The following is a 15,000-nucleotide window of genomic DNA, read 5'->3' as shown; positions in this document are numbered from 1 at the left end:
ATCATAAAAATCAGTGGCTTGCCGTATTTCTTCGGGGCGAGCTTCCTACGTTTCATTCATACCCACGCAGAAACGCTGTTTCTGAATGGGTATTCAAGTAGTTAAACTATATAGTATTGTAATTAGAACCGGCATTAGGGAATTGCTGTACAGCCATATGCTCCGCAGCCGCCACCGCCTCCTCCATATCCACCACCATTCAGAGCGAACAGTGTGCTACAGTGATAAGTGTGTTCATTATATCTGATGCCACAATTTCTCCCCTCCCAAAGCCCTCCTACACTTGCAACTGCAACACAAGCTGCTACTGCTGGTGGGAATGCAAAACCAGTACATAAGCCAGATGTTAAAACAGCTACAGAGCCAGCAAGGAACATACAATGCTCCTTATCATTAGCTGCATCAGCTACACATCTCTCATAACTAATAGGTCTATAGTCATTTGGTTGTGTTGGCGTTGGTGGTGGAGTATATCCGCCGCCGCCACCACCCTCATTGTTAGGGGGGCCAGAGTTATCACCACAGTACCAAGAGCATGGATCTGGCCATCCCCAGCCACCGCCGGGAGGTGGCCTATGACATACTTGCATATCACCACCATATCCTGGCCCACATTCCGCATTTGCATTATTCAAACCTAATCGCCAGCCCCAGCCGCTGCTAAGCTGCTCAGACGATTCGCTAAATTGTACATGGGAAGTATTGTCTGGGCTGTGCTCTATATCAAGCAGTAATAACGGAAGACACAAAGCAATCCGGCTAAGTCGCCTCATCAGAACTCTCCTTATCAGCAAAATGGAAGATACATTTTTTTACCATGACGCGCGCAGTCCCAACTCTATCTCAATTGTTTTTTTATGTCAATTATTTGTTGTTTATTTGTTTCCCTACAACGTAGTAAGCCAAGCAGAGTAAAATTAGAGATCCAATAAACCAAGACGAAAAAGCAATGTAGTATGCAAGCATATCACTCTATCCTTTTCTGTAGCTTATAGCGTTAACTCTGGGCTGGTTGGTGGAATTCAGGTATTATTCGCCGCTTCATGTTAACAATGTAAACAAAGAGTGTGGATATGCGGTTTGGTAATGTTGTGGCGACGGGCCTGGTGTTGGTTGCTGCGTTGGCGGTATTGCCGCTGCAAGCAGCGGCTTGGGGTGGTAATGAGCAAAAGATAGTATCGCTGTTTACCGAGCAAGGCGATAAAGCGGAAAGTGCCGGTTTATCGCTGGCGTTGCGCCGCGTTGAGCGCAATGATCTTTATATGCAGGCCGGTATTAGCTATCAGCGTATTGCGCTAAATGCCACGCCTGCCGGGTACGCGGATGGCCGTGTCAGGCCGGTGTTTATTTATGGTCGCGTGGGTATGGATTGGTGGCTCAGCCCCTATATCCAGGCGGGGCTGGATATTAATGACAGCCTGTTTTACTGGTTAAACAGTGCCGATGACAATTGTTGCCATGTTATGGCAAAAACCGGGCTGGAAGTTAAGCTGCATGACAATTTACGGCTTGAGCTGTACGGTAATTGGTACAGCTTACGCTATCAAACCGGCTATGAGCCGGCGATGTTTCCGGACTATCAGGACAGAACGCACTACAGCCGGTTTAGCCGCACTACGCTGGGGGCGCAATTATCTTTAGTGTTTTAAGCTGTAGTAATGTAGTGCCGTTTACCACAAATAATCAAAGCTGACCTCGACCGGTACACCCTCTACTCCGGTCACCGGCTGCTGTGGCGTTAAGGTTAATTTCAGTACTGCCTGCTCGCCGTCGAACGGGCCGGCCAGTTTGGCGGGTAAGCGCTCGAGCAGCTGAGCGGGTTCTGTGACTTCAGCCCGCACTTTATCGCCGTTCGGTAAGGTAACACTGGCTTTAGCGCCTGGTTTGGCGTAATCCAAATATTTCGGCGCCAGATAAGCAAAGATCACCGGCTGTGGCCGGTTAGACAGCAACAGCAGCGGCTGGTTTTGCTGCACAAATTCACCGCGTTTTACCTGAATATCGATTACATGGCCGGAAGCCACTGCACGGATTTGCAGCTGTTCCTGTTGTGCCTGCAGCTGTGCCAGCGCTTGCTTAAGTTGACGCCTTGCCTGCGCCACACTGCCGGCCAGTTGCTCCACTTCTTGCTGTTGGCGCAGCTGTATTACATCAGTTTTCGCTTGTTCTAACGCCAGTTTTGCGTTGGTCAGGGTTTGTTGTACTGCAGCCATTTCATGCGTTAAAACCAAGCCGGAGCGCTTAAAGTTCCGGTAGCTGTCCATATATTCGCTTTGCTGCACTACGGCTTGTTCCGCAATTCGGATACCGGCTTCGCGTTGTTGCAATATTGCAGCGTTAGCGGTATTTACCGGTTGGGCTAACTGCGCCAGTTGGTTTTGCAGTTCCGCTATTTGTGCATCCAGCTGCGGGTTGTGCAATTGCAGCAGCAAGCTACCGGGTTGCAGCTGCTGGCCTTCGGTTACGGCGATATTTAACAACCTTGCTGTGACAGGCGCGCGTAATTCCAGCGGGTCAGTAGTGACTATGCCGGGTGCCAATACCAACAACTGTGGTCGCAGCAGTAACCAAAGGATAAACAGCATTGGCAGGATAATCACCGCCAGCAGCATATACCAACGGGCTTTATAAGCACCGCGCTTCGCTGCAGCGTAGTCTACTTTCAGGCCTTGCTCTACCGCAGGTTTCGTGGTTTTAGCGCTGGATGAATAACTGATTTTCATTAAAACTTTCTTCCACGTTTCAGCACCCACCAAGGCGCCATTGAGCTTTCTTCATGTGAGCGGCGTACCACTTCATTGAGCAGGGCAAATAAGCATACCAGCCGCATAAAGAAGGCGTAAAAGGGGTATAACGGTAGCCAGGGCAGCAGGCGCAGGTCTTGCTTTAGCCGTTCGGAAATAGCAATAAGCACCAGCAGATAGAAAAAGCTCAGTATCGCCAGATACAGCAAATACACACCGATGCCGATGCTGGCGTAAATTTGCCACGGATAACTGATTGCCAGCCCTATGCTGTAAGCCACGATAACAAAGGGCATTAACACATTTTGTACCACGCCGTACAGCAGAGTAAAAAGAAAGGTGCCACTACCGAGCAGGCGCGGCGTAAAGGCCGGCCAGTGTTTACGTAGGTACAGGAAGAGTAAGTCACCGTCCCAGCGCAGCCGCTGCAATACCAGGGTTTTTAAATCGGCCGGAGCGTCGGTATGACCAATGGCCAGAGTGGCAAACGGAATGCGCATATTGGGGTGGCGGCCAAAGTACTGCTTGATGCGTACGGTTAAATCGAGATCTTCGGCGGTATGGGTATCCCAGCCGCCGATTTGCTGCAGGAAACTACGGCGAAAAGCACCAAAGGCGCCGGAGATATTGTTCAGCAGGTTCCATTGGCTCAGGCCGGTTTTACCGCCCTGCATAGAGATTAAATATTCAATGGCCTGCATCCGGGTTAACAGGCTGTCCTGTACATTGCGCACCCGTAAAGCGCCACCTAAAGCCGGTACATTGGGGTCGGCAAAGTAGGGCACCACTTCGCTTATCATAGTGTTATCAAAGGAGGTGTCGGCATCGGCGTTCATTACAATTTCGCCACTGGCAATACTTAGCCCGGCATTGAGGGTGGACACCCGGCCACCGCGCTGCCACTTCGGCAGTACAATAACGCGCCGGTTCGGCAGCTTACAGGCGGCTGCCGCCGCTTTGGCTACGCTGTAGGTCAGGGCGTTTTGTACGGCGCCGTCCACTACGGCAATGATCTCTATCTCGCCGTCGTAGCTTTGTTCGGCTAACGAATCTATGGTGGCTTTTACTGCTTCACCCTCAGCATAGCAGGTAATGATACAGCTGACTTTAGGCCGGTATAGTGACTGCTTTGGTACCGTCATATAGCGCTGATGATAAAACCGCACTATGCCGCTTACCACCAGCAGCATCAGCGGCAGCTCGTACAGCAGCACCAAAGGCAGCAGCCAAACCAACAGGGATAAGTGTGTTGCCAGCGTATGCCACATACCCAGCAGGATATAGGCCAGGGTATTCAAATCACTCATAGCAATGGCGTGGCTTTAACCAGCTCGTCTGTTAGCCAGTCGGCAATATTGTCGCCGGTATCTGCCGGCAGTGTTATGGCCTTTACACTGAGCTCAAGTGCCGGAGTTTCTTGTTTTTGCTGAATATCCAAAAGCTTAGAGTAAACATGTTTTATCTGTGCCAATCCGGTGAGCGGCAGCAACATCAGTAAGCCATCGCGGCTGTAGTTGCTGCAGGCATCGGTGATCCGGATCATATTGCGTAACCTGTCTTGCAGGGCATCCAATTGTGCAAAGCCTTTGGCTTCGCCGGCTGCAGCAAGAAAGCGCTCGAGATTTAATAATTGCACCGACAGAATGCAATGGGTTTGTTTATGCCGCCTGGCCAGTTTGTTTTGCCAATCTATCAGCCAATAGAATTGTGCCATCGGCATTTGCTCACCGGGCGTCAGGCTAAACACGCTGTGGTTTCTGCCCTGACGCAGCAGGCTGCGACCGTTTGCCGCCAGCTTATAGCTGTAAACATTACGTACCTGCAAATCATTCAGGTTGCTGTTGCTGTGGCAATGCAAACATTCGGCCTGTACTAATGCATCGGTAAACAAGGTATCGCAACTGTTGCAGTGCTGATTTTCAATCGGCCGGTCGTAATCGACACCAATATGACGTAACTGCTGCAGGCAGTTCGGGCAGCTCAGCGTCGACAGCTTGCGAAACGACGCCTGGGCGCCGACATGGCCGCAGCTGAAACAATGCAAACTGCTTTGCGCTTCGGTATCTATGCTGTGGCACTGCGGGCACACATCAATATAATTTAAGTGGCCGGAGTGACAACAAGGGCAAAAGCGCACGCGGTTTTCCAGCTTACCGGCGTCTAACCAGCTTTGCTGTTTTAAGCCGCTGAGCCAGCTGAAACTGTCTTCCGGCTTTATCCCCCAGGCTTTTAACAGCGGATATTGGTACAGCCAGGGTTTAGCCGGCACCGCATGGGGTTGTAACACTTCATCGTGCAGCCACAGATAAGCCAGCAGTTTATGGGCGGTATCGTCCTGATAGGCCAGCTTAAGCTGTTGCTTACGCAACTGGTAGGCTTGATACTGCTCTTTGTATTGGCTTTGCCACAGACCGTTGGCTAAAAACGGTGACAAGACACTTTCGTGTCGTGTCAGGATCAGGCAATGCGAGGTTAAGTCGGCGCGACGTAAACTGAGTAACAGCGCATCCTGCTCTTCAGCTTGTGCGGCAATAACAATCATTTGCGGTGCTTTCGCTGCCGCTATCACTTCCTCTGCCGAGTGAAAATTGTCAAACCAGGGATGCCAGGGTTCAGCGCTATGTTGGCCCAGCCAAACGAAATAAGGGTGGGGGAGTGTTACCGTGCTGTGTTTAGCGCTAACGTCTGACATGATACAACCTGATCTACTGCAACTGTCCCTGGTGAATACTTTGGCTGGCGTCAATGCCGGCCAAACAATTAAGGTGTATTAATTGTTTGGATGTTTACTACGTGAATGCTAAGCGTCACTTAGAATAAATAATTTCTAATTTAGGGAAACACCTTGCATCAGGGCGGCGATTATATACACAATTTGATTATTTTTTAAGTTATTCAGCCGGTTTAACAAGAAAATACTGATATATTTTTAAAATGATTTATAAACAAAAAAGCGTATTTATTTATTTTGTTTCTATGTTTATTTATTGTTTTTTATTTGTGATTTTAGTTTTTATTGTTTGGTGTGTTGTTGTGTTGGTTAATCAGTGTTATCAATGCTGTCTCAGCTATGGCAGCAGACCAATAAAACCCCTGACCTTCATCGCAGCCCAGTGCTTTTAAGCGCTGCAGGGTGGCGGCATCTTCGATACCTTCAGCGACGGTTTTCAGGCCTAAGCTGGCGGCCATATTAATAATGGCATGCACCAGCGGTTCGTCACGCTCTGATACACACAATGAAGCAATAAAAGAGCGGTCTATTTTTAAAGTGGTGGCATTAAAACTGCGTAAATAACTCAGGTTGGAATAACCGGTACCAAAATCATCAATAGCAAAGGTGACGCCCAGCTGGCTTAAGGCATTTAACTGTTGCTGAATAACATCGGTGTCACCGATCAATAACGACTCTGTCAGCTCTAACTCCAGCGCGGAGGCAGGCAGGGCGGCATCGCGCAGCGCTTGCTGTACCACTTGCTCCAGCCTAGTGTTTTTAAATTGCACGTACGACAGGTTTACCGCCATGCGCAGCTTAGTAAAACCTTGTGCTCTTAAGCGCGCGCCGGCGCGGCAAGCCTCATTAATGACCCAGTTGCCCAGCTCAGTGATCAGGCCGCTGTGCTCGGCCAGCGGAATAAATTCTGCCGGGCTTATCATGCTGCCGTCCTGTTGCGGCCAGCGCAGCAGTGCCTCTACCGAGGTAATATGGCCACTGCGTAAGTTTATTTTCGGCTGGTAATGCAGCTCAAAGCCTTGCTCTTTAATCGCCAGGCGCAGCCGTTGTAATAAATTAAACTTGTCGACATTGTCCTGATCCAGCTTGTCGTCGTAAAAGCGAAAAGTATTGCGGCCATCTTCTTTGGCTTTATACATGGCTAAATCGGCTTTGCGGCACAATACATTAAACTCGTTGCCGTCACCCGGCGCGATGGCAATGCCGATAGAGCCGGATACGCTGACATCTGTTTGCATAATCGTAAACGGTTTGGTGACTTCCGCGATAAGTTGCGTCGCCAATTGGCTGAGTTGCTGCTTGTCGGCATCGGAAGGCACCAGAAACAGAAATTCATCGCCGCCGAAACGGATAACTTTTTGCTCTTTGCTTAAAACCTGTTGGAGCCGCTGCGCTAACTGACGTAGCAGAATATCGCCGGCTGAATGACCTAAGGAATCATTTACCGGCTTAAAGTTATCCAGATCGAGAAATAACACCGCCAATTGCAGCTGATGTTGCCGGCAATGTTGCAGTAATTGATTATATAACTGCTCGCCGGAAATACGGTTGGGTAAGGTGGTTAAGGGGTCATGATGCGCCAGTCGCTCTATTTCCTTGCGGCTGTGGCGTACTTTTTCATTTTCCCGTTGCAAAGACAGCATAAGCAGGCGCATATCACGCACCATTAAGTACACGCTAAAGCCGGTTACCGCCATAATAACGGCAACAAACAACAGATGTTGCCAGCCCAGCGCCGGGATCTGTGGTTGCAGGTAGCCGTTAAGAGTCAGTGCGGTAAGCAAGGTGCAAAACAGCATCACAAAGCTCAATAATGAGTAAAACAGCCCGACACTGCCCAAAATGGCGGCGTACACCAGCAAACCCGGAAAACCCAGCAAAGCCAGGTCGCGCAGCCCGCCGGAGACATAAGCCAGTGCAGACAGCATCAATGCCATTGACCAAAGCAGAATATAAGCAGAAATCAGCGCTTGTTGTTTTAACGCAAAACTACCGGCAACCAACAGCGAAACGCAGCCGGCCAGGATCAGGAGTTTAGTGGTGCCGCCGGCGACTGCCATAGCGAGAATTAAGCCAAATAAGGTAAAACCGGTAATTTGCAGTAAACGGCGGATGCGGAAATGGCTGATTTGCTGTCGGAAATCGTCAGTATTGTTAGTGGCAAAGAACTGTTCCGGCATACTGCGCTGGCGCCATATTAATTTAGCTGGGTCTGATTAACTGTAGCGCTGAATAACAAAAACACCAGTTAATCAGTGGTTTTTGGCTCAATATGCACCACCAGCTCTACCCCCAGTTGCTGTATTGCCAATTCGGCATCATCGGCTAATTGATGCGCTTGCTGCACTGTCCAGTGCGGCGGCACCTGCATATCTACCTGGGCAAATTGTAAGGTGGCGGCTGCACGGGTACGTAAGTTGATAAACTGCACTTTACCACTGGCAAACTGCGCCAGGGCTTGCTCAATCTGCCGGATACGGGGCTCCGGCAGAGCTTTATCCATTAAACCGTTCACCGCACGGTATAAAATACCACCGCCTTCGTGCAAAATATGCAGCGCTACGGCTATTGCTACCAGCGGATCCAGCCAGTGCAGGCCGCTGACTACCGCCAGCATTACGCCTGTAACTACGCCGGCTGTGGTCCAGACATCGGTCATCAGATGTTTGCCGTCGCCTTCCAGCGCCGGTGAATTATGCTGTTTGCCACCATGCAGCAGCAACAGCGCAATACCCAGATTAATTAAGCTGGCCACTACTGTCAGGGCGGTGCCAACGCCAAGAGTGGCGATAGCTTGCGGGTTAATCAGGCGCTCTGCTGCAGTAATCACAATGGCTATAGCGGCGAGAAAAATCATGCCGCCTTCAAAAGCCGCAGATAAATACTCGGCCTTGCTGTGGCCATAAGGGTGACTGTTATCAGCGGGGCGGCGGGCAATACTGACCATTACCAGTGCAAAGCCGGCCCCGGCAACATTAACCAGTGATTCTATGGCGTCAGATAGAAAACCGACCGAGCCGGTTAAATACCAGGCCAGGGTTTTCAGTGCCATCGTGATAAAGGCAGCCAGCAACGACAACAGCAGCAATTGACGCGGGCGCAGGTTTAACATGAGGTATTCCAAACAGTATCAGTGGCTTAATGCAGTGTAGAGCAGGCGTTGGCTAAAGTCATGCCTGGTGTTTAGGCAGCAAGGTGGACACCAGTACTGTGGCCACCAGCATGGCACTCGAGATCCATAAGCAGGCAGCTAATCCCGCCTGTTGGTATACCCAGCCGGATAGCACCGTGCCAATTAAGCGGCCCATGGCATTGGCCATATAATAAAAGCCGACATCCAGCGACACACCATCGCTTTTAGCGTAACTGACAATCATATAGCTGTGTAAGGAGGAGTTAATGGCAAACACGGCACCAAACAGCAGCAGGCCGCCGGGTAGGGCGGTTTCGGCCTGCCACTGTTGCTGCAGTGCTACCGCAATAGCGGCTGGTATCGCACACAATAACAGTGCCCATAATGTCAACGTGCGACCATCAGGCAGGCGGGTTTTGCCGGTAAGCATGGGCGCTGCGCTTTGTACCGCGCCATAGCCAATAACCCACAGCGCCAAAAAGCTACCCACTGCCCAGTGGCTCCAGCCAAACTGGCTGGCCAGGGCTAGTGGCAGCGCAATCACAAACCAGACATCGCGGGCGCCAAACAACAGCATGCGTGCTGCCGATAGCGCGTTAATGGCGCGGCTTTTTGACAATAATTCAGTAAACTTTGGCTTGGTTTTACTCTTACCTAAATCCGCCTTTAAACGCCACAGGCTAAACAGCCATACCGCTGTTAACATCAGTAACAGCAACAATATAGCCATGCTAAAACCGTACAGGCTAAGCAATAAACCCCCGAGGAAAAAGCCAATGCCTTTCAGTGCATTTTTCGAGCCGGTAAGCATGGCAACCCATTTAAATAAGCTGCTTTGCGCATCATCTGCCACCAGCATTTTAATACTGCTTTTGGCGCTCATTTTGTTGAGGTCTTTAGCAATACCAGATAGCGCCTGCGCCGCCATTACCCAGGGCACAATTAAATACTCTGCCGGCAGCAGCAACATGGCCAATGCCAGTATTTGCAGCAACAGGCCGATATTCATGGTTTTGTTCAGGCCGATACGGGCACCCAGCCAGCCGCCCACCAGGTTGGTAATCACGCCGAAGATCTCATAAAACAAAAACAGCATAGCAATGGCCAGGCCGCTGTAACCCAGGCTATAAAAATGCAGCACCACCAGCATGCGCAGTGCGCCATCAGTTAAGGTAAAAGCCCAGTAATTCGCCGTTACCAACATATACTGCCGCAGTTGTGGGCTTAGCGCGCTTAACATAGGCATGTTCCGAAGTGCATCGCTTAGTGTTTATCCTGCAGACCAACCAGTTTGGCTAATTCCACCGTGCGGTTGGCATAGCCCCATTCATTGTCATACCAGGCATAAATTTTCAGCTGGGTGCCGTTAACCACCATGGTAGATAAGGCATCAATAATGCTTGAGCGCGGGTCGGTTTTGTAATCGACCGATACCAGAGGCCGGGTTTCATAGCCGAGAATATCTTTTAACTCGCCTTCAGAAGCGGCTTTTAGCAGGGCATTAACCTCCTCAGCAGTTGTGGCGCGTTCTACTTCAAATACGCAGTCGGTTAACGAAGCATTGGCCAGCGGCACCCGCACAGCATGGCCGTTTAAGCGGCCTTTTAACTCCGGGAAAATCTCCGTAATGGCGGTGGCTGAGCCGGTGGTGGTAGGAATTAGGCTGCTGCCACAGGCGCGGGCGCGGCGTAAGTCTTTATGCGGTGTGTCCAGAATACTTTGGGTATTGGTTAAATCATGAATGGTAGTAATGCTGCCGTGTTTAATACCCAGCTGTTCGTGTATGACTTTTACCACCGGCGCCAGGCAGTTAGTGGTGCAGCTGGCGGCGGTAACAATGCGGTGCAGCTCTTTGTCATACAGCTGCTGGTTTACACCCATGACGACGTTCAAAACGCCCGGCTCTTTTACCGGCGCACTGACCACTACCCGTTTTACGCCTTGCGCCAGGTAGGCATTTAATACTGCCGTGCTCTTCATTTTACCGGACGCTTCAATGACCACATCACATTGCGACCAGTCAGTATCAGCAATCGCCTTATTGCTGCTTACAGTTATTGTTTTACCGTTGATCACGATGTTATCGCCATCGGCCGTGGCGTTATGACGCCAGATGCCGTGTACCGAGTCAAAGTTTAACAAATGCGCGAAAGTGGCGGCATCGGCGGCCGGGTCGTTAATCTGCACAAATTCCAGCTCCGGCCAGTCAAACGCCGCCCGCAGGGCCAGGCGGCCAATACGGCCAAAGCCGTTAATACCTACTTTAATTGTCATCTGGCTATTCCTTATGTTCAGTTACATAGCGCGGCGCGCTGTGGCCGGTCGCCCATTTCATTTAGTTTATTCAGGTTAGCAGCGATCAGGGCGCTGTTATTGCTGGCGGTAAGGCGCAGTACCTCCAATGCCCAGCCGGGTAGATTATCGGCGAGGCGATAAAACACCCACTGGCCATGGCGCCGGTCTTGTAAAATGGCGGCGTTACGCAATTGCGCCAAATGGCGGGAAATCTTCGGCTGGGTTTCATCCAGCGCTGCGGTCAGCTCGCAAACACACAGCTCCTGCTGTTGCTGAATAAGCAACAGGGTTTTTAACCGCGTATCATCTGCCAATGCTTTATAAAAGCTTAATGCATCGCTCAGTTGCTCTGGTTTAACGCGGTATTTTTGGCTAAACAGTAAGAAGTATTTAATCCGCTCACTCAGTTCGTTTAGCACTACGTCAAAGGCTTTGGTGCCGGCTTTGGCTTTGGGGTCGGCAAAATCCCATGCCAAAATTTGCGCTGCCTTTACCTGGGTTACACAGCTTTGATGGGCTTTGTCACAGAGCGTAATGGCATAGTCGAAATGACGCTGATTCAGGCTACTCAAGTCTTTACTGTGCAGGTTTTCAGCTGAGATATGCCTGGCATTTAACACTGCAAATACCCGTGGGTCTATTGGCTCCGGCGCGGTGCCGGCGCTGTATACCTCAAACTCTGCCCCCGCCATCTGGCGGAACAACGCTTCGGCTAATTGTGAGCGGGCTGAATTACCGGTGCAAATAAACAGCAGTGATTTTTTCTGCATTTTGCATATCTTAGAGTTTGAATATGTGAAATATCATATATTCAAATAAAAGCATGTCAAATGACATTTTGATGACAGCGGGCTAATGAGGGGTAAGTAATAGTAGTCAGAGCAGTATTGTTCAGGTCGGCGGGCAGCTGCGGTAAATAGCCATCATCTGGCTGCCGGTTTGCATCAGGCTTAGCAGCAGGCTGGCAAAATAAATTAACCCCAGGCTTAGCAAAGCAGAAAATACAATTTTGCCGCTGTTCAGCTGTTGTTGTTTGCCATAGGCAAACCAGGCAATAAACAGCCAGCAGGCCAGAATCAGCTGGATTACGGCTTGCAAGCCGGCTCCCAGCAAAAACAATGTCCGTTCTGTTGCTTGCAGATACAGGGTTTGTGCCTGCGTCAGTTGCTGCTGTAATTGCTCGCCCAAAGCGGGGTCGGCTATCAGCTCACCGTCGGCATCGGTGTGACACATTAACTGTTCCATTGCAGGTTTCAGCGCCTGTGCGCTTTGCTCCAGTTGGATCCAGCTTTTGGCAACGACAGGGTCTATCATGCCGATATTGGTCAGCGCATTGGCAAACACCAGCAACACCATGCTAATACCGCAAAAAAAGGCAAACAGGCGGAAAAAGCTAAAGAAACTGCTGGCTACACCGACCATGCGCAGGCAGCCAAACGCGATGGCAGCGGCGAAAAACAGCAGAAATAAATCAAACAGCGCGCGGCTGGTCAGTTGTGTAAAGGCGGCGTCATCGGCGGGCAGTGACACAGGATTAGTGGCCTCCGGCAACACCTGGCTGATAAATAACGCAATAAGAAACGACAGAATTAAAAACTCGACACCTTTGCTAACGGCATCGGGCTGTTCAGCAATAGCCTGTTGCTGCTGGATAAAGTGCCTTGGACGGAATAAACACTGGCTGAAATGAGAAAAAAACAATGGAATTTCAGCAATAACACGTTCGATATAGCTTTTCATTATGTGTCCTTGTCAGCGTATAAGCCGGCGGATACAACATAATTCCGCTTCAACTATAGGTGCTGAAACGGCTTTTGCACATTGCATGCACAAATAAAAGGCTTTACACTTGCCGCGCAACCAAGGGGTGCAATTGCTGAGATGCCGAAAGGCGAACCCTTAGAACCTGATCCGGATTATACCGGCGGAGGGATGGTGCTAACTCCTCAAGCTGGTGTGATCTCTGAAGTTTTGGAGATTCATACAACAATGCGTTTTATACCCTCGTTACTTACTTTGGCTGTGTGCAGCAGTTTTTCTCTTCAGGCCAATGAAGCAGAAGCTTCAATTGAGCGCGTCACTGTGCAGGGCGACTTGCGACAGCAATCGGTGCAGCAATTGGCCGGCAGCATTGCGGTGGTCAGTGAGCAGGATGTTAAGCGTACTTCCGCGCAGCATCTGGATGACTTACTTAATCAGTTTGCCAATGTAAACTTTACTGCCGGTGCTTCGCGCGGCCGCTACATTCAAATGCGCGGCATTGGTGAGCGCAGCGAGTTTGTCGATACTATTAACCCGTCGGTGGGCATTTTAATTGATGGTATTGAATACTCCGGCTTAGGCATCAGCGGCATTAGTGATTTGGCGCAACTGGAGGTATTTCGCGGCCCGGAAGCAACCCGCTTTGGCGCCAATGCGCTGGCCGGCATGCTCAACCTGACCAGCAAAGGCCCTACAGCCACACCGGAAGGCAAACTCAGCGCCACCCTGGCCAATTACAACAGCCGCCAGCTGGCCGCACAGTATAGCAACAGCGTTAACTCACAGCTGGGTTACAGCTTTGCGCTGGAGCAGCAAAACTCTGACGGCTTTATCGACAATGCTTTTTTAAATCGCGACGATACCAATAATATCGACGAATTTACCGGCCGGTTTAAGTTGCGTTACCAGGCATCAGACGCACTGGCACTGCAATTGGTCACGCATTTTGTTGATCAGGACAACGGCTATGATGCTTTCTCGTTAGACCGTAACCGCACCACCTTATCTGATGAACCGGGCCAGGACCAAATTCGCAGTAAAGCCGTGGCACTGCAAGCTGATTACACCGGCTTAGCCTTTGCCACTGTGTTGGCGCAGCTCAGTTATTTAACCGCTGACAGCGACTACGGCTTTGATGAAGACTGGAGTTATGTCGGTATTCACCCGGATGAATACGCCACCACCGATCGCTATTTGCGCGCCCGCGATCAGCTAACGCTGGATTATCGCTTTATCTCTACGCCACAAGGCAAGTTGGCTGGCAGCGACTGGGTATTTGGCCTGTATGCGGCGAATAAAAGCTTTGATTTAACCCGGCAGTTTTGGAACTGGGATTTATGGCAAGCCGACAGCTTTGTCAGTGAACTCAGCCGCAGTAATGCTGCCGTGTATGGTGAGCTTACCACGCCGTTAAGCAGCGGCTGGAGTGTGGTGTCCGGGCTGCGCTTAGAACGCTACGACGATGATTACAGCGACAGCAGCGGTAATGCCATTAAAAACCACGATACTATGTGGGGCGCTAAACTCAGTCTGAACTATCAGGTTAATACGCAGGCGCTGGTGTATTTGCTGGCATCGCGCGGTTATAAAGCCGGCGGCGTTAACGGCGATGCGCTGGCCAAAGCTGTGGGTGGAGACTTAACGGAGTTAAACAGCAAAGCCAGCTTTAAACCGGAAACCCTGTATAACGCCGAGTTTGGTGTAAAGGGCAGTGCGTTGGATCAAAGCCTTACCGCGCGGGTAGCGGCGTTTTATATGTGGCGTGACGATATGCAGGTAAAAGGCTGGCTGAACCCGAACAGCGGCCCGCAATTTGCCGGCTTTATTGATAATGCCGGCAGTGGCCGCAACTACGGCATCGAGATGGAAAACCGGCTGCAGTTGCACCCGCAACTGGCGCTGTTTTTATCTGCCAGTTGGCTGAAAACCAAACTGGGTGATTATATTACCCTGGACGGCGAAAACTTCAGCGGCCGTGAGCAGGCGCAGGCACCGCGTTTTCAATACAGTGTAGCCACCGACTGGTATATCAGCGACGCTCTGACTTTTAACCTCAGCCTGCAGGGTAAAGACGCGTTTTTCTACTCTGATGGCCACAATGCCCGCTCGAAGCGCTATGAGTTAGTAAATGCCCGTATCAGCTATCAATTGGCTGATTGGGAATTGGCCGCCTGGACGCGCAACGCGCTGGATAAAGATATCGGCGTGCGCGGTTTTTACTTTGGCAACGACCCGCGTGACGGCTACGAGCCGCATGTGTACGAACAGTTTGCTGAGCCGCGCCGTTTCGGTATCAGTGCCAGCTATCAGTTCTAAGGTTAAACATCAGTTTCTCA

11 protein-coding genes and 1 riboswitch are annotated in these 15,000 nt (G+C 50.6%); of the genes, 2 read left to right on the top strand and 9 right to left on the bottom strand.

The window, feature by feature from the left end; translation table 11 throughout:
* Positions 1-1,073 precede the first annotated feature (1,073 nt).
* Positions 1,074-1,649 carry a hypothetical protein gene (locus HRH59_RS13580; protein ID WP_173501819.1) on the top strand — a complete coding sequence of 192 codons (576 nt, stop codon included), beginning with the start codon at positions 1,074-1,076 and terminating at the stop codon, positions 1,647-1,649.
* Positions 1,650-1,670: 21 nt separating this feature from the next.
* On the opposite strand, the gene HRH59_RS13575 is transcribed toward HRH59_RS13580, so the two are convergent.
* The 9 genes from HRH59_RS13575 to HRH59_RS13535 all read right to left on the bottom strand — a co-directional run bounded on the left by HRH59_RS13575 (position 1,671) and on the right by HRH59_RS13535 (position 12,643).
* Entirely contained in the window at positions 1,671-2,723 is a 1,053-nt protein-coding gene (locus tag HRH59_RS13575; RefSeq protein ID WP_173501818.1) for an HlyD family secretion protein, read from the bottom strand.
* Positions 2,723-4,051 (bottom strand): glycosyltransferase family 2 protein, encoded by a 1,329-nt coding sequence (locus HRH59_RS13570; RefSeq protein ID WP_173501817.1) that lies wholly within the window; start codon positions 4,049-4,051, stop codon positions 2,723-2,725. Before HRH59_RS13570 ends, HRH59_RS13575 begins: the two co-directional genes overlap by 1 nt.
* Positions 4,048-5,436, bottom strand: a complete 1,389-nt coding sequence (locus tag HRH59_RS13565) for a TackOD1 domain-containing metal-binding protein (protein ID WP_173501816.1) — start codon at positions 5,434-5,436, stop codon at positions 4,048-4,050. Before HRH59_RS13565 ends, HRH59_RS13570 begins: the two co-directional genes overlap by 4 nt.
* A 314-nt stretch (positions 5,437-5,750) precedes the next feature.
* The gene (locus HRH59_RS13560; RefSeq protein WP_173501815.1) at positions 5,751-7,655 is read right to left on the bottom strand and encodes a putative bifunctional diguanylate cyclase/phosphodiesterase; all 1,905 of its coding nucleotides are present in this window, start codon (positions 7,653-7,655) and stop codon (positions 5,751-5,753) included.
* Between the two features lie 68 nt (positions 7,656-7,723).
* A complete protein-coding gene (locus HRH59_RS13555; RefSeq protein ID WP_173501814.1) occupies positions 7,724-8,587 on the bottom strand; it encodes a cation diffusion facilitator family transporter in 864 nt (287 codons plus the stop codon).
* 58 nt (positions 8,588-8,645) lie between these two features.
* The gene (arsJ, locus tag HRH59_RS13550) at positions 8,646-9,848 is read right to left on the bottom strand and encodes an organoarsenical effux MFS transporter ArsJ (protein WP_218573525.1); all 1,203 of its coding nucleotides are present in this window, start codon (positions 9,846-9,848) and stop codon (positions 8,646-8,648) included.
* 23 nt (positions 9,849-9,871) lie between these two features.
* Positions 9,872-10,882, bottom strand: coding sequence for an ArsJ-associated glyceraldehyde-3-phosphate dehydrogenase (locus HRH59_RS13545; RefSeq protein ID WP_173501812.1), 1,011 nt, complete (start codon positions 10,880-10,882; stop codon positions 9,872-9,874).
* Between the two features lie 17 nt (positions 10,883-10,899).
* On the bottom strand, positions 10,900-11,673 hold the full coding sequence (locus tag HRH59_RS13540) for a metalloregulator ArsR/SmtB family transcription factor (protein ID WP_173501811.1): 774 nt from the start codon (positions 11,671-11,673) through the stop codon (positions 10,900-10,902).
* Between the two features lie 121 nt (positions 11,674-11,794).
* A complete protein-coding gene (locus tag HRH59_RS13535; protein ID WP_173501810.1) occupies positions 11,795-12,643 on the bottom strand; it encodes a hypothetical protein in 849 nt (282 codons plus the stop codon).
* Between the two features lie 113 nt (positions 12,644-12,756).
* A riboswitch (TPP riboswitch) is annotated at positions 12,757-12,853 on the top strand.
* 39 nt (positions 12,854-12,892) lie between these two features.
* Between HRH59_RS13535 and HRH59_RS13530 the strand changes: the two genes are divergently transcribed.
* The gene (locus HRH59_RS13530; RefSeq protein WP_173501809.1) at positions 12,893-14,980 is read left to right on the top strand and encodes a TonB-dependent receptor; all 2,088 of its coding nucleotides are present in this window, start codon (positions 12,893-12,895) and stop codon (positions 14,978-14,980) included.
* Positions 14,981-15,000 lie beyond the last annotated feature (20 nt).

Source organism: Rheinheimera lutimaris (assembly GCF_013283795.1).
GTDB lineage: Bacteria > Pseudomonadota > Gammaproteobacteria > Enterobacterales > Alteromonadaceae > Alishewanella > Alishewanella lutimaris.
The sequence above is the reverse complement of the archived record's forward strand: the minus strand, read 5'-3'. Positions and strand labels throughout refer to the sequence as shown.